The organism is Candidatus Thiodictyon syntrophicum, from assembly GCF_002813775.1.
GTDB classification, from domain to species: Bacteria; Pseudomonadota; Gammaproteobacteria; order Chromatiales; family Chromatiaceae; genus Thiodictyon; species Thiodictyon syntrophicum.
Genome location: NZ_CP020370.1, coordinates 3175331 through 3190225, shown reverse-complemented (window position 1 = coordinate 3190225; position 14895 = coordinate 3175331). Strand labels below are relative to the sequence as shown.

The following is a 14895-nucleotide window of genomic DNA, read 5'->3' as shown; positions in this document are numbered from 1 at the left end:
GTGGACGCAGAGCACTTCAACCAAGCAGGTGTTTCAACGATGGACAATCCACCCCGCCTGCGCGACTACCCCTGGCAACTGACCTACAGCACGTCCAGCCATGCCGCGGGCGACCAACCGGTCGACATCCTGCACCAGTTCTACATCCCCGCCTTGAGCCGGGCAACGGGCTATGACCGGGTCGCCGGCTATTTTCGGTCCTCGTCGCTGGCGGTCGCGTCCCAAGGATTCTCAGCCTTCGTCGCCCAGGGAGGGAACGCCCGGATGGTGGTGGGCGCGGACATGCACGGGGACGACGTGGCCGCCATCCTCGCCGGGGACGAGGCGCGACTGACAGTTTTCCTGAACGACGCACTGGACCAGGCGGAGCAGTGGCCCGAGGCCGAACAGCGGGGCGTGGCCCTGTTGGCCTGGATGGTCGCCCATGGGCGCCTGGAAGTGCGGGTCGCCTTCCGGGTGCATGAGCAAACCGGAGAACCGCTCGCCGCCGATTCCGCCGCCGACGGCTATGTGCACGAAAAATGGGCCGTCTTTCGGGATGCCGCGGGCGATCGGCTCTATGCCACCGGCTCCTTCAACGAATCGCGGACGGCACTGGTCCTGAATGCCGAGAACATCGACCTGCACCGCGACTGGACCGGTGCGGAGAATCGCCAGCGCGCGGACGATGCCGAGGCCCGCTTCAAACGCACCTGGGGCAACCAGAACCCGAGCCTACGGGTGCTGACCCTGCCGGAGGCGGTGCGTCAACGTTTGATCCAGTTGGCCGGGGCGTCCGATCGGCCCCTGGAGGTCGACGGTTCCAGCGCAATCCCCTTGGCGGTACCTGCACCCTCGGCCTTCGAGCGGCTGCGCTTCGCCCTGTTGCGGGACGGCCCGCGGTTGCCGAATGGGGAGTACGTGGGCATGGTGACGGCGCCGGTGGAGCCCTGGCCCCACCAGGCGGTGGTGGCCAAGCGACTGATCGACACCTGGCCCTATAGCTGGCTCCTGTGCGACGAGGTGGGGCTGGGCAAGACCATTGAGGCGGGGCTGGCGATCCGGGCGCTCTATCTGGCCGGCCTGGTGCGCCGGGTGTTGATTGCACCGCCGGCCAGCCTGACGCCCCAGTGGCACCGGGAGATGGCGAGCAAGTTCCTGCTGCCCTTCGGCCGCGCCCTGACCGGGGCGTCCGCGCGGCATGAGTACCTGCTCCCGGGACCCGAGGAGCGGCCCGCCAAGTCTCTGTATGAGCCGGACTTGGTCATCGTCTCCAGCGGTCTGCTGGCGCGGGCTGGACGGCGCGGCGAGTTGCGGGCCGCGGCACCCTTCGACATCGCCCTGGTGGACGAGGCCCACTACGCCCGGCGCAAGAATGCGACCCAGGGGACGCGGGCCGAACCCCGGTACGGTAATCTCTACCGAATCTTAGGGGACGTGCTACGCACCCAAGCGCGTTGCCTGCTGCTGGCAACGGCCACGCCGATGCAATTGGACCCCGTGGAGGTGGCCGATCTGATCCGCCTGACCAACCGGGTCGGCCATTTCCAGCTCGACCCCAGCCTGACGAATGCCTATTACGCGCTGCTCGCCAAGCTGGTGGGCGGGGAAACGTTGGACGCCACGGAATGGGCCTTCCTGCATCGCGCAGTGACGGCGGTGGCCGGACAGGACCCCTTGCTGTGGCAGTACGTGCAGGAGGCCGTGATCGACGAGTTCTCGCGCTTCGATGTGGATGCCTGGCTTGAGTCCGGCGAGCCGCCCCCAGTTTCACAGGGGGGCGGCGAGGAGGGGGTGCGGCGGCTGGCCTTCGCGGCTGCGCCCCTGTCGCGGGTCATGCTGCGCCACACGCGCCCGCTCTTGGAACTGTATCGTCGTCGCGGCAAGCTCACTGCCAATCTGGCACGGCGCGTGGTGCTGCCACTGATGCCCATTGCGTTCACCGCCCAGGAGCAAGCGGCTTACGACCGGCTGGAGGGCTATTGCCTGGGCCTGGCGGCGCAGCTTGGCAAGGGTAGCCAGGGCAAGAAGGCCAGCTTCGCCCTGGGCATGATCCTGAGCTTCCTGCGCTTGCGGTTCGCGTCCAGCCTGTTCGCGATCCGCGAGTCCCTGCGACGGCGCCGGGAGAAGGTCGAAGCGACGTTGAAGCATGTGGCGCCGGCCGAGGAAATCGACCTGGACGAGTTGTCCCTCACCGACCTGCTCGACGGGGGCGAAGGCGACGAGGAGGCGGTGGGTCTGGTCCTGGCGGGGCGCGCCTCCGCGGACTTGATCTGGGAGCGGGACAGGCTTTTGGAGATGCTCGCCGGGCTGCGGGACCTCAGCGGGACCTCGTCGAAGATGCAGCGCCTCTTGGAGCACTTGAACAAGCGTCGCGGTGCCGGCGGGCGCATCGCCCAAACAGTGGTCTTCACCCGCTTCTACGACACCCTAACGGACATCGTCCGGAGGTTGCGACAGGCCGATCCGCACATGCTGATCGGGACCTACTCGGGCCAGGGTGGCTCCTATGTGAACGCGCGGACCCGTCGACTCACTGGGATCGACCGAGAGGCCATCAAACAGCGGTTCCTGAAGGGCGAAATCGACGTGCTGGTGTGCACTGACGCGGCGGCGGAGGGGTTGAACCTGCAAACCGCCGACCTGTTGGTCAACTTCGACCTGCCCTGGAACCCGATGAAAGTTGAGCAGCGCATCGGGCGCATCGACCGCATCGGCCAGACCCACGACACTATTCTGGTCAGCAACCTCTGCTATCTGGGTTCGGCCGAGGAGATCGTCTATGGACGACTCCTCAAACGCTTGAGCAAGGCCAGCGGCGTGGTAGGGACCCAGCAAATCTCGATGTTGCCGGTGACGGCAGAGGAATTTCAAGACCTGGCGGCGGGCACCCTATCGGAGGACGAACTGGCCCAACGTGCCGAGGAGCGGGCACGGCTGGCCCAGCGGCGCACGGCGAGCATGGAGATCCCGCCGGAGGACCTTTACGAGACCTATCTCAGGCTGTCCCAGGGTAGCGCCGATGAGGCGCCGCCCATCGATCTGAAGGCGATCTGGGACGCCCTGTCCACGTCCGTTTACCTGCGGGACCTGGGTTGCACCGTGCTTCCTGACCTCGCCATGCGCTGCATGGTGCTGAATAATGTGCCGGGCATTCCAGATGGCAAGGCGTTGACCGTCTCGCGCAAGGGATATGACGAGGGCATCCCTGGCCTTGAGGGAGCCCCCGGCTTTGCGACCTATGGCGACCCGACCTTCGAGACCCTGATGACGCATCTCGCGACCTTCGAGCTGCCCTGCTGCATGCGCCGACTGGACCTGGAGATTCCGGGAAGCAACGCACGGCTGGTTGGCTATGCGGTCGCGGACAGCGGTTTCGGCAGTCAGGGGCCGGTTCGGCTCGTTCGACGTTGGCGCGACCTTACCGGATTGGTCCCGGACGAGGCCCGGGTCGTTGACGAGACCTGGGCTGTTGAGGCGCTCGGCCAACTTGCCTCCCTGGCCAAACCACGTGGCGACCGGTTCAAGGCAGTGGGCAAGATCGAGGCGCAAAACGAACGGAGCGGGCGCGGTCAACTGGCCCTGGCCTACCTGGTCGCCAGCCGTCTGATGGCGGCGCGGCGTAAGCTCAGCGGAGCCGACCGCTTCTGGCACGAGTTGGCCAGCATGGAGAAGGCTTATGCAGACCGCGACCTGATCCGGGTCAAGCCCATCCCGGTGAGAGTCGCGCGCCAATTTCCGGCGAGCCTGTTTGAGGTGACCTTGCCCCAGATCGGTGACGACGGTTATGTGGATGTGCCCCAAATCCTCCTCGGATGCGCACTCGACGCGGCGGCACGTGTTGCCGACAGCCTGCGAATCAAGAAGGATGACGTTTCCACGGACGACATGATCGCCCGACTTGAACGGGAGATTGCTAAACTCAGTCGGTAACAGGCCAACTGGCGGAGGCTGCGAAAGTGCGGCTTCCGTGGCGCACTCTTTCGGCACGAATTCGAGCAAGCGCGGCTGCGACGGCGGGTGTTGGGGAGCGCCGACGCCCGACACCGCCAGGAGTCAGGCGGCCTGGATGGGCCGGCAGGTCACCGGCGGCAAGGATCCGAGCGTATGCCAGGCGGCCCCCGGCGCGCATTCAGGCCGGCTGGAACTCCACCTTGTCGTAGACCTCCGCCAGCAACAGGGTGCAACCGACGCTGGGCAGGGGCACGCTGGCGGTCAGGGCGGAAAAGTCCGACAGGCTCCAGCGGCCGTCGTCGCCCCGGCTGAACAGTTCCACCTGGGCCTGGTGCTGGGAGACCAGGAGGTATTCCCGCAGACTCGGGAGCTGGCGGTAGATGGCGAATTTCTTGCCGCGGTCGTAGGCCTCCGTCGAATCCGAGAGCACCTCCACGATCAGGCTGGGATTGAGCAGCACGTCGCGGCGGCCATCCTGAAACTGGTGCTCGCCACACAGGGCGATCAGGTCCGGGTACTTGCCGGCGTCGGCGGAGCGGATACGCACCTTCAGGTCGTTGGCGTAGACCTGGCAGGGCCGGCCCTTCATCTGGATGCTCAGTTCCCTGGCGATGTTGACCACGATGGCGTTGTGCTCGACGCTCGCCCCGGTCATGGCGAATACCTCGCCGTCCAGGTATTCGCTGCGCCCCTCCAGGGACGCCCGCTCGTCTTCCAGCCATTCCTCGAAGGTCAGTTGCAGCTTGGGTTGCAGGGACATGGGGCAACTCCGCGGTCGGGGATGGGGCGGATTATAGACGCCCGAGACGCTCGTCACGCGGATCGATACCGACCGGCTGCGTGAGGCCCGGTCCGGCCGGACCGCGCCGATCGGTGAGGTGCTCAGAATGGACTTCCTTGCGTGAGCGGGGGCTGGGCGCGATACGGCGCGGCGTTGTACGCGCGCCCCGTCGCGGCTAAAGCCGCTCCCACAGGCGCCGTGGCCGTCGGGTTCGGCTTCGCTAACCCGACCTACCCAACTACGCCGGATCAGCGTCAGGTCAGGCCCCGGCGCGGCCCGCGGCGGACCCATCCGGCCAGCAACCCGAGGCCGAGCAGCAGCAAAACGGGAGGCTCCGGCACTTGCAGGGGCTCGGCATAGAGGAAGTCGTCCATCACCACGACGTCGTCATTGGGATTGCCGAGGGTACCATTGGATGTGATGGTGTTGAGGCCCGCGGTGATGCGGACACGGCCGATGCGCTCGCCGGCATTGGCCACGGCGCCCAGAAACGACAAACCCTGGTTCCCCGCTTGCAGGGCGTCGTGGGTAAAGATGGCCGCTCCGTCCTGATCAAAGAATTCGACCTTGGCGGAAATGGTCTCGACATCCACGAAGATCAGGCCAAAGGCGCTGGTGGTGGCGGCGACGCTGGTGCCGGGCAGGAAGAACGAGACATCCGTGATATTGCTGCCGACTGCGGTGAACAGCCGCTGGGCGCTGAAGGTCTGGAACTCGGTTGGGAAGCCGAACAGGACGGGGGAGCTTTGACCCGAGTTCGCGCTCACCAGGAAGCCGGTGCCGGGGGTGCTGAACTCGACGCCGCGCGGCGAGCTGTTGTTGAAGAAGTTGCCGGGCATCAGGGCGGAGTCGGCGAAGGTATCGGGGACCCCGTCCCAGTTGATCTCCCGGCGCTGCCCGCCGAAAGAACCATTGGCCCCGGCACTGGTGCCGCCGCCGACGGCGGTCCGGAACCCGTCACGGGCCGAGGTGATCGCGGCGGCACCGGCGCCCGCCGCCTCGAAGACGACAAAACTTCCCTGGGCGGCGGATGCCGAGAGCAGCAACACCGCGGCGAGCATAGGTAGGCGTAGCATGGTCGAGTCCTCATCGATAAATCGCCGGCGCCTTGGTTGCAGCCCGACACCGCATTTCTGAGGATACGAATCGGAAATTCAACCACCCAAGACCGGATGTTGCTAAGATACTTGCCAGGCAGAAAATTCAGGCAAAAACCGCCGACGGCACCGGGGCACAGCCAAGGTCCACCGATGTCCGTGCCGGGTCGGCACCAAGGACCAACCGCCCCAAGACCGGGGACTGTCCTGATCACCGCACGAAACTGCAGGGGGATGCCCTAGCGCTGGCCGCCGGTCGCGGCGGCCTGCCGGCCACGGTGCCGCGGCCTGCCACCTGGTTAGGATCCGTGTAGCAAGGATTTGGCGTTGAAGATCGCCCGCCGACTCAAGCGTGCCAGCCCCAAGGCATCCCCGCCGCCCGCGCGTCCGCGCCCGATTGGCTTCGCGCCGGCCACCCCCCTGGCAATAGGCGTTACGTACAGCGCCGCGTAGACCGCGGGAGTGCTGTAGCGGCGCGCCGGACCTTTACCACCGACGAACCGAATGCGGGAACACCGCGAGTGCCCGGCGGCGCCGTGTCAAGCGACACCAGGAACTGCCCCCTGGCGACCCCACAGAACATTTCCACGGATCAACACTAGGTTTTTTCCTACAGCAGCACGGGAGCACCGATGAAAACTCAATCATTTGGAAATCAACGCGGTATTCTGACTCTGATGCGCATCGTTCGCGTCGGTTCCTTACTCGTGTTCCTGCAGACGGCCTCCGGCTGTGCGGTCTACATGGCCGCCAACCAGCCACCGCAGAAGAATCTGGCGGTCCTCTCGCCCGGGACGTCTCGCAGCCTGGTCATCGCTGAGCTTGGTTATCCGATTTCGACCAAGAAAAACGGCGATCAGCGGGTCGATGTCTTTTCCTTCACTCAGGGCTACAGCAAAGGTGCCAAGGTGGGACGCGCCTTCGTTCATGGTGTTGCCGACGTCTTCACACTCGGAATTTGGGAGGTGATTGGAACGCCCGCGGAAGCCGTGTTCAACGGTGATAAGATCGTTATTGAAACGACCTATGACGTCGACGACAAAGTCCAGAAAGTCACTGCACTGGACCGAAGCGGCGCGGCACGACCTACCGAGCTGTCGTCAGGAGCACGGCCACGCTCGGAGCCACTATCGGAATAAGCCTCTATGGCCTCCGGTAGCCATCCCAGACAAGCGCTGGCGGAACCGCTGCGCGTTCCGCCCTACCGGCCTACCGGCCTCGCCTTCTTCAAGCGCCCCGCCCCCGGAGCGCCTCGAACGCCATCGACCCGGCACCGAATCCGGGGTCGAGCAGCCGCATACCATAGGCGCGCACGTCCGCACCCTTGAGCATCAGTGCGCCATAGAGGTCGGCGGTCAGCGGCTCGCCCGTGGCGAGGCGCACCGCCTCGACATGACCCGCGCCCTCGAAGGCGGCGGCGGCCTGGCCGTCCAGTACCCTGATGCCGCGGGCGCAGAGCGCGGCGCGCACCAGGTCGGCGGTCTCGGGCTCCAGGGTGCTGGACATGACCCAGTCGCGCTCCACCAGCGTCACCGCGAGCCCCAGCGCGCGCAGGACCAGCGCGACCTCGACGCCGATGAAGCCGGCACCGACCACCAGGGCGCGCCGCGCCTCGCCGCGGCGCACCCGCTCGACCAGGGCGCGGGCGGCGGTCAGGGACTTGAAGTTGCAGAGGCCGGGAAGGTCCGCACCGGGCAGCGGCGCGTAGAGCCGACTGCCGGTGGCGATCACCAGGCTGTCGTAGGCGAGGCTGGTCCCATCGGCAAGGGTCACGCGCCGCTCGCCGGGGTGCACCGCGCGCACCGCCTGGCCGCGCCGGTGCGTGACGCCGAGCCGCTCGAGTGCGTCGCGGCCCTTCCAGAACAGGGTGGATTCGCGTCCGGTGAGGAAGTGGTCCGCCAGCGCCGGGGGCGAATAGGGCGGGTGGTCCTCGTCGGAGACCATCTCGATGTCACATGCGGACGCACCGGCCCCGGCGAGTCGCTCCAACTCGCGCAACCGCTCGGCGACCGCGAGCCCCGCCGGACCCGCGCCCAGGATCAGGAGGCGCATGGCGGCACCGTCCCGGTGGGGCTGAGCAGTGCGGCGATCAGTCCTTCGAGCGCCTGCATGAAGGCCGAGTCGGCGGCGGCGGGGGCGAGCAGCGGCTCGACCCCGGGCTCGGCGGCGCGCAGCGACTCGTCGTAGGGCAGGAGATGGACGGAGGCGAAGGGGAATGCGCCCTCGGCAGCGAGGCGCGATTCGGCCCGCGCGCGCTCCCCGGCATCGCGCACCCGGTTGACGGCCAGATGCACCGCCGGGATGCCGAGCCCCTGGGCCAGGCGGGCCGAGTGGGCCGCGACCTGGATGCCGTTGAAGGTCGGGTCGGCGACGACCAGGGCGTGCTGGAAGCCGCGGGCGAGCGCCCGGCCGAAGTGCTCGACGCCGGCCTGGGTGTCCATCAGGATCAGCTCGCCGCGGCGCAGCGCGACGGCCTCGGCGACTCCGGCGAGCAGCGCGTTCTCCGGGCACAGACACCCGGTGGCGGGCTGCACCGTGGTGCCCATGACCATGAGCTGCACGCCGTCCGGGGCGGCGACCGCGAAACGCTCCACCGCGTCGCCGGCATCCGGGTTCAGCCGGAAGAGAAGGCCCCAGCCGGACCCGGGACCGGCCCCGGTCTTCTCCTCGACATAGGCCTGGTTGCGGCTGATCGGCACCAGGGCGCGGGCCTGGGCCTCGGGCAGGCCCAGCACATAGGGCATGGAGAAGCGATGCTCTGTGGGGTACAGGAGAATCCGGGGCGCTACGCTAACCTCGATTACGACAACGACAACGACAACGACAACGAAAATGGCGCTATGCGCGGTCTCTATAGAAATTGTTTAACTTATACGTGAACCGCTGCTGAACTTCTGTTTCTGGAGTCCAAGGCTTCAGCCTTGGCGCCCCTCCAAGGCTGAAGCCTTGGACTCCAGGAGGTGGTGCGGCGCCTGACCTGGCGGCAGTGCGAGGCCCGCGAGGCAGCGCCGCCTTGCCCGCGGACCTGCCGCAGCGGCCGGTGTCAGACGCCGCCGACGTCCACCAGCCCCAGGAGTCGACCTTGACGGCGCCTGGATTGCGCATCGGCATCAGTGGCCGCATATTAGCGCCCACTGATGGGCCACCTGGCCTGCAACCACCTCTCGAGGGCCTCGCACCATGGCCAACCCCCAACTCCCCGGCGGCCTGGCCGTCCCCAGCAAACGCCTGGCCCGACTCTGGCACCTGGGCCGCGCTACCGGCGACCTGGCGGCCGGGGTGGGCGTGCGCGGCTTGATCGAACTGGCGCTGAACCGCGACGGCGGGATGAGCCGGGTCCAACTCTCCGCCGCGCACACGCAACGCTTCACCGATCGCCTGGCGCGGATGCGCGGGGCGGCGATGAAGATGGGTCAACTCATGTCCCTGGACGGCTCCGACCTGCTTACCCCGGAGGCCGCCGAGATCATGGCGAGCCTGCGCGACCGCGCCCAGCCGATGCCGCTGGGGCAGGTCAACGAGGTCCTCTCGGGCGAACTGGGGGCCGACTGGGACAAGCGTTTTCGCCGCTTCAACTTCACCCCCATGGCCGCCGCCTCCATCGGGCAGGTGCATCGCGCCGAGACCCGTGACGGCCGGCACCTGGCCATCAAGATCCAGTTTCCCGGGGTGCGCGAGAGCATCGACAGCGATCTGGACAATTTCGCCTTCCTGGGGCGCACCCTGGGGCTCGCGCCCAAGGGCCTGAACCTGGAGCCGGTCCTGACCGCGGCCCGCCACCAACTCCACCAGGAGGCCGATTACGTGGCCGAGGCCGATGCGCTGGAGGCCTACGGGGCACTCGTCGGCGACGACCCCGACTTTTCGGTACCCAAGGTGCACCGGGACCTCTCCAGCACCCGGGTGCTGGCCATGGACTTCGCCGACGGCATCCCGGTCGATCAACTCACCGGCCAGGCGTTTCGCCAGGTGGAGCGTGACCGTGCCGCCACCCTCCTGGTCCACCTGCTGCTGCGCGAGCTGTTCGACTTCGCGCTGGTGCAGACCGATCCCAACTACAGCAATTTTCTCTACCAGGCCGAGACCCGCAAGCTGGTCCTGCTCGATTTCGGTGCCACCCAGCGGGTTGCCCCCGCGCTGGTCGGGTACTACCGCCAGATGCTGCAGGCGTCCGTCGTCGGCGACACGGAAACGGTGCGCCAATGCGCCCTGGCCCTGGGCTATCTGGACCCTGGCGCCTCCCCGGAACAGGTCGCGAGCATCGCCGGGTTGATCGCACTCACCGGCGAGCCGCTGCGCCACTCGGGACCCTATGATTTCGGGACCTCCGATCTCTTCGAGCGGATCTATGTCGGCGGCCGGGACCTCTTCTTCCAGGACGCCTTCGGCCACGCCCCCGACCCGGCGACCTTCTTCCTGCACCGCAAGTTCGTCGGCACCTTCATGCTGTGTCGCCGCCTGCGGGCACGGGTGGATTTGAATGGATTGACGGCGGCCTACGGGTGACAATCGAGGTTGTCCCCGGCGTGGCCCGGCGCCGATCCGGGTTGACAACCCTTTGTCGCCGACCACCTCGTACAGACCAAGCCGCCAGGCCAGGAGCCCAATGCGCGTCCATCCGTTTCGCAGTGTCCTGCTCGCCTCTCGACGTGCGCTCCGACACCCGCAACACCGAGCGGATCGTTTATCGCTATGAATACGGCGCGCTGCCTGACCAGGGCTTCGGCATCAATCAGCGCAGCCTCGTGGTCCCCGAGCCGCACGGGATCTTAGGGCTCGGCCTCGTCGTGCTGATCGTCCGGCGCCTCGACGCGAAGGCGCGCCGCTGATCGGGGCCCCAGGGCCGATCCGGAACTGCCATTCAGTTAAGCCTCATTTCCAGTCCGGCCAGGCCTGGGAGCGCCGCACCCCAGTGCGGCGCGATCTCGCAGGAAACCCCGCCGGTGTGGGTTCGCCAGAGGCCGCGCCGCACTGGGGTGCGGCGCTCCCAGTAGCCGAGCGGCTTAACTTAATCGCAGTGAAGGCCGATCCCGGGGATATCGAAACTGATGTGGGTTGGCGTGATCGTCGATTGTAGATACCGTGATCGCCGTCAAGCCCGTAGGGCGGAGGCCGACAGGGCGATCCGCCATTACGAGAGCCGCCGGGTGGCGGCACCGATGCGCGTTTCGCCCTACGCGGGCTTGGCATCCTGAAGCTGCCAATAGCTTGTATTCCCACGACGGGAGGGCTCCTCTGCGCCAGTGCTGTTCATGGCTTCTCCTGTGGTCTAGTCAGCCTGACCAGGCTCTAGTCCCTGGTGCGATGCGGGTCAACCGTTGGGGGTGAGCCGGTCGATCGCCGTAGTCGATAGCCGGAGGGCGGATGCCCACCAGTCATGATCAGGCCAATGGGCCGACTGCGAGGTCTATGGTCCGCACAGCGGACCCTACGGGCGCAGAGCCGTAGGGTCCGCTGTGCGGACCAGCGACCTCAAGTCCGGCAGGGTGGCCGGGGTGATCATCAAGGCCTCCAGCGGGCGATCCGCCTGGACCCGCGCCGCCGCGAGCCGGAACCGCTATGCGTTCGGCCCAACGCGGGCTGCAACCCCAGCCCCAACTCGGCATAATGACGAGACCCTGCCCGCCCACCGAAGCCGCGGCCCCGCGCCGCCCGGGGATGTCCGTGCCATTCGAGCTTGCCCGCCGCTACAGCCGACTGCCCCGCTGGAGCCGCCTGTGCCTCCAGGCGCTCGCCGCCGCCCTGGGCACCGGGCTTGCGCTCGCCGTCTTCGCCCTCCTGGCCACGGGGGAGGCGGAATTCCGGCCCTTCGGCCAGGACTGGCGCTGGCTCTCGCTCACCTGCTTCGCCGCGCTCAACCTCGTCGCCGCGGTGCTCGGCAACCGCGCCTACGACGCCTACCGCACCTGGGAGGACGCGCGCCTGCCGAGCGCCGGGGAGTTCTTTCGCAACCATGCCCTGACCCGACTGGTGGGCCAGAGCATCGGCATGACGCTGCGCGCGTGCGAGCCCGAGCTACCGGACGCCGACGCCCGCACCGTCCACCGCCTGGCCGAGCGCGCCGAGCGCGACTGGCCGGAGATCGCCGCCCAGGAGCACGCCCGGGAGCGGCTGCCGGAGATCCGGGACGACCGGCTGCTGGCCTTCGTGCGCGACCCCCAGCGCCCGGCCCTGAGCGACGACCAGGTGGCGGACCTGCTGGCCCTGCTGCACCCCGACGACCTGGACGAGGCCCCCGAGTTCGCCGACCCCGCGACCGGCCCCAGGGTGCGCCAAGCCATCGCGCGGCGCTTCGGCGAGGCCCTGCGCCAGGCGCTCAAGCGCGACTTCGCCCACCGCGGCGAGGCCGCCTATGGCATGTGGCTCGACATTGCCGGAGAACTCCTGGCCCAGGGCGCCGCGGGCCTGCCCAGCACCGACGACAACGCCCGGGCGCTGGAGTCCGTGCGGGTCACCTTGAGCCTCGGTCTGCCCGTCGCCGGCGCCGACGCGGCCGAGATCCGCGCGCGCATGGCGGCGCAGGCCGAGCGTCTGGACGGCGTCTACCGCGCCGTGCGCGCCGAGGGCCGCGCCTCCCGCCGACTGCACGGGATCACCCATGGGCGTTTGGCCCTGGTGGCTCTGCTGGTGGTCGCGGTCGGGCTCTCCGGCTGGCACCTGCACCAGCGCACCCAGGGCACCCTGGAGGCCGGCCAGCAGAGGTCCGACGCCCGGCTCGCCGCCATCGAGGCCCAATTGCGCGAGGCCCTAACCCCCAAACAGGCCGGGGAGGACCCCACCCAACGCCAGCTCCCCCCCGAGTTGATCGCCAAGGCCCGAGAGCTTGCCGAGCGCGGCAACACAGAGCAGCAGGCGGTGGCCGCCATTGCGCTCAAGCAGCACGCCGAGGCCGACCGGCTGATCCAGGACCTGAAGCGTGACCCACTCGCCGAGACCTTCCGGCTCCTGACCCTGGAGGGCGGCAATTGGTACAACGCAGGTGAGTTCGACCGGGCCATCGGGCCCTTTGAGCAGGCGCTGGCGCTGCGGCCCGAGGAGCCCGCCGCGATGAACAACGCAGCCATCGCCCATGTGCAGGCCCGCCTGGGGGACATTGCCGCCCATCAGCGCGAGGCCATCTCGCTCCTGACCCAGGCCCAAGGCACCTGGACCCGCGAGGCCCACCCGGCGGAGTGGGCCGGGACCCAGAACAACCTCGGCCTCGCCTGGGCGGATATGCCCATCGGCGACCGGGCGGAGAACTTCGGCAAGGCCATTGCGGCCTACGGGCTGGCCCTGGAGATCCAAACCCGCGAGGCCAACCCTGAGGAGTGGGCCATGACTCAAAACAACCTCGGCAACGCCTGGCTGTTCATGCCTACCGGCGACCGGGCGAAGAACCTCGGTAAGGCTATCGCGGCCTATGGGCTAGCCCTAGAGGTCCGCACCCGCGAGGCCCACCCGGCGGGCTGGGCCACCACCCAGAACAACTTGGGCCTCGCCCGGGCGGACATGCCCACCGGGGACCGGGCAGAGAACCTCGGCAAGGCTATCGCGGCCCACGGGTTGGCCCTGGAGGTCTTTACCCGCGAGGCCCACCCGGCTGACTGGGCCATGACCCAGAATAACCTCGGCAACGCGTGGGCGCAGATGCCCACCGGCGACCGGGCGGAGAACCTCGGCAAGGCCATCGCGGCCTACGCACTGGCCCTGGAGGTCCATACCCGCGAGGCCCACCCGGTGGACTGGGCCTCAACCCAGAACAACCTCGGCATCGCCTGGCAGTTCATGCCCACCGGCGACCGGGCGCAGAACCTCGGCAAGGCCATCGCGGCCTACACCCTGGCCCTGGAGGTCTCGACCCGTGAGGCCCACCCGGCGGACTGGGCCTTGACCCAGAACAACCTCGGCAACGCTTGGCGGGACATGCCCACCGGCGACCGGGCCGAGAACCTCGGCAAGGCCATCGCGGCCTACAAGCTGGCCCTGGAGGTCCGAACCCGCGAGGCCCAGCCGACGAAGTGGGCCATGACCCGCTTCAACCTTGGAGTGGCGTATTGGGCCCGGGAAGGCATGGGCGGGGGCTGGCCGGACCTGAGACTGGCCATCGCCTCGGTGCGGGCGACCGAGAGCGTCGTCACCGAAGCGGATTTCCCCTACGACTACCGCAACCGAATCGCCCCGGCGCTCCAGGCGCTCCGCACTGCCTGGCTCCAGGATGGCCACGGCACCCAGGCCGAATTCGACGCCATCCCCCCGGCCGAGTAGGGGCGAGCGCCGGTCTCGCCGGACCGCAAGGTGCGCTGGTCTGCTGGCGGTGGGGCAGACCAGCGGAAGGCGCACGCAGTTGCGCCACGGCGGACACGGTGAGGGCATGGAAAGGTCGCAGCACGCGCCGATGCCCGCCAGGCGATCCGCCATAGCGCCAGCCGCGGGGGTGGCGCAACCGCTGCGCATTCAGCGCGGGCTTGCCCCAACTGAATCTCAATACTTCGGAGCCAGCCCCGCCTGCTAGCTCACCAGATCACGCCGTTTTACGGACAAGCTCCAACTCCACTGGAAGTTGTTCAAGCAAGGCGTTGCCGACCGGAATCTCTCGACCGAGGTCTTGGTATGCCAGAACCATCTCGCGCAACGCATCGCGGAGCATTGCCCGGCACTCTTCCAGATTGGCGCCTTCAGTGACGACCTCAGGCCAGTCGATCAACTGACCCATGTAGCCGCCGTGAAGGCAGGTGTATCGTGCTGTGTAGGTTTGCAGCATGGCGGTTGGCTCTGGTCGGGACGGGATTGGATTGGACGCGCATCAGGCGACGTGGGCGAGGGTCTCGCCCGAGACGACGAGCCGGGCGTATTGCAGACAGGCGGCCAGGTCCTCGGACTCAAGCTCGGGATGGTCCGCCCGGATCTCGGCCGCGGTCATACCGGCCGAGAGCAGATCAAGCACCGCCTCGACCGGCCAGCGCATGTGCCGAACGCAGGGTTTGCCGTGACAGATCTCGGTGTCGATGGTGATGCGGTCGAGGAGAGACATGGCCAGCATTTCAGCGATCTAGATGCGGGCGATGGTACTCGGGCGCCGACGGGACCGCAAGCTGCCGGGCA

Annotated in this window: 11 protein-coding genes; 5 read left to right on the top strand and 6 right to left on the bottom strand. The window is 67.9% G+C overall.

The annotated features are described in order from the left end of the window. The first annotated feature begins 39 nt into the window (after positions 1–39). On the top strand, positions 40–3912 hold the full coding sequence (locus THSYN_RS13500; RefSeq protein WP_100919611.1) for a DEAD/DEAH box helicase: 3873 nt from the start codon (positions 40–42) through the stop codon (positions 3910–3912). 199 nt (positions 3913–4111) lie between these two features. Here THSYN_RS13500 and THSYN_RS13495 read toward each other — a convergent pair whose 3' ends face one another. Both THSYN_RS13495 and THSYN_RS13490 read right to left on the bottom strand, forming a co-directional pair. After that, positions 4112–4693, bottom strand: coding sequence for a Uma2 family endonuclease (locus tag THSYN_RS13495; protein WP_100919610.1), 582 nt, complete (start codon positions 4691–4693; stop codon positions 4112–4114). A gap of 275 nt (positions 4694–4968) precedes the next feature. Further along, positions 4969–5790 carry a PEP-CTERM sorting domain-containing protein gene (locus tag THSYN_RS13490; RefSeq protein WP_100919609.1) on the bottom strand — a complete coding sequence of 274 codons (822 nt, stop codon included), beginning with the start codon at positions 5788–5790 and terminating at the stop codon, positions 4969–4971. A 653-nt stretch (positions 5791–6443) separates the two neighbouring features. Between THSYN_RS13490 and THSYN_RS13485 the strand changes: the two genes are divergently transcribed. Next, positions 6444–6950, top strand: coding sequence for a hypothetical protein (locus THSYN_RS13485; RefSeq protein ID WP_216644756.1), 507 nt, complete (start codon positions 6444–6446; stop codon positions 6948–6950). Positions 6951–7038: 88 nt separating this feature from the next. On the opposite strand, the gene THSYN_RS13480 is transcribed toward THSYN_RS13485, so the two are convergent. Both THSYN_RS13480 and THSYN_RS13475 read right to left on the bottom strand, forming a co-directional pair. Continuing rightward, entirely contained in the window at positions 7039–7863 is an 825-nt protein-coding gene (locus tag THSYN_RS13480; protein WP_100919608.1) for an NAD(P)/FAD-dependent oxidoreductase, read from the bottom strand. Next, complete coding sequence (locus tag THSYN_RS13475) at positions 7851–8555, bottom strand: ATP-binding protein (RefSeq protein ID WP_100919607.1); 705 nt, start codon at positions 8553–8555, stop codon at positions 7851–7853. Before THSYN_RS13475 ends, THSYN_RS13480 begins: the two co-directional genes overlap by 13 nt. A 436-nt stretch (positions 8556–8991) precedes the next feature. Here THSYN_RS13475 and THSYN_RS13470 point away from each other — a divergent pair, with 436 nt between their 5' ends. The 3 genes from THSYN_RS13470 (at position 8992) to THSYN_RS13455 (ending at position 14058) form a co-directional block, all read left to right on the top strand. Next, entirely contained in the window at positions 8992–10317 is a 1326-nt protein-coding gene (locus THSYN_RS13470; protein WP_100919606.1) for an ABC1 kinase family protein, read from the top strand. Positions 10318–10460: 143 nt separating this feature from the next. Next, the gene (locus THSYN_RS13465) at positions 10461–10640 is read left to right on the top strand and encodes a hypothetical protein (protein WP_157817650.1); all 180 of its coding nucleotides are present in this window, start codon (positions 10461–10463) and stop codon (positions 10638–10640) included. Positions 10641–11475: 835 nt separating this feature from the next. Then, the gene (locus tag THSYN_RS13455; RefSeq protein ID WP_157817649.1) at positions 11476–14058 is read left to right on the top strand and encodes a tetratricopeptide repeat protein; all 2583 of its coding nucleotides are present in this window, start codon (positions 11476–11478) and stop codon (positions 14056–14058) included. A gap of 256 nt (positions 14059–14314) precedes the next feature. On the opposite strand, the gene THSYN_RS13450 is transcribed toward THSYN_RS13455, so the two are convergent. Together THSYN_RS13450 and THSYN_RS13445 are read right to left on the bottom strand one after the other, a co-directional pair. Next, entirely contained in the window at positions 14315–14554 is a 240-nt protein-coding gene (locus tag THSYN_RS13450) for a type II toxin-antitoxin system HicB family antitoxin (RefSeq protein WP_100919603.1), read from the bottom strand. A 42-nt stretch (positions 14555–14596) separates the two neighbouring features. Further along, positions 14597–14824, bottom strand: a complete 228-nt coding sequence (locus tag THSYN_RS13445; RefSeq protein ID WP_100922416.1) for a DUF433 domain-containing protein — start codon at positions 14822–14824, stop codon at positions 14597–14599. Between the last annotated feature and the right edge of the window lie 71 nt (positions 14825–14895).

Excerpts from the sequence above, each read along its gene's own strand:
- THSYN_RS13490 (WP_100919609.1), bottom strand. The coding sequence starts at position 5,790 with ATGCTACGCCTACCTATGCTCGCCGCGGTGTTGCTGCTCTCGGCATCC.
- THSYN_RS13495 (WP_100919610.1), bottom strand. The coding sequence starts at position 4,693 with ATGTCCCTGCAACCCAAGCTGCAACTGACCTTCGAGGAATGGCTGGAA.
- THSYN_RS13480 (WP_100919608.1), bottom strand. The coding sequence starts at position 7,863 with ATGCGCCTCCTGATCCTGGGCGCGGGTCCGGCGGGGCTCGCGGTCGCC.
- THSYN_RS13470 (WP_100919606.1), top strand. The coding sequence starts at position 8,992 with ATGGCCAACCCCCAACTCCCCGGCGGCCTGGCCGTCCCCAGCAAACGC.
- THSYN_RS13445 (WP_100922416.1), bottom strand. The coding sequence starts at position 14,824 with ATGTCTCTCCTCGACCGCATCACCATCGACACCGAGATCTGTCACGGC.
- THSYN_RS13485 (WP_216644756.1), top strand. The coding sequence starts at position 6,444 with ATGAAAACTCAATCATTTGGAAATCAACGCGGTATTCTGACTCTGATG.
- THSYN_RS13475 (WP_100919607.1), bottom strand. The coding sequence starts at position 8,555 with ATGCCCTATGTGCTGGGCCTGCCCGAGGCCCAGGCCCGCGCCCTGGTG.
- THSYN_RS13450 (WP_100919603.1), bottom strand. The coding sequence starts at position 14,554 with ATGCTGCAAACCTACACAGCACGATACACCTGCCTTCACGGCGGCTAC.
- THSYN_RS13500 (WP_100919611.1), top strand. The coding sequence starts at position 40 with ATGGACAATCCACCCCGCCTGCGCGACTACCCCTGGCAACTGACCTAC.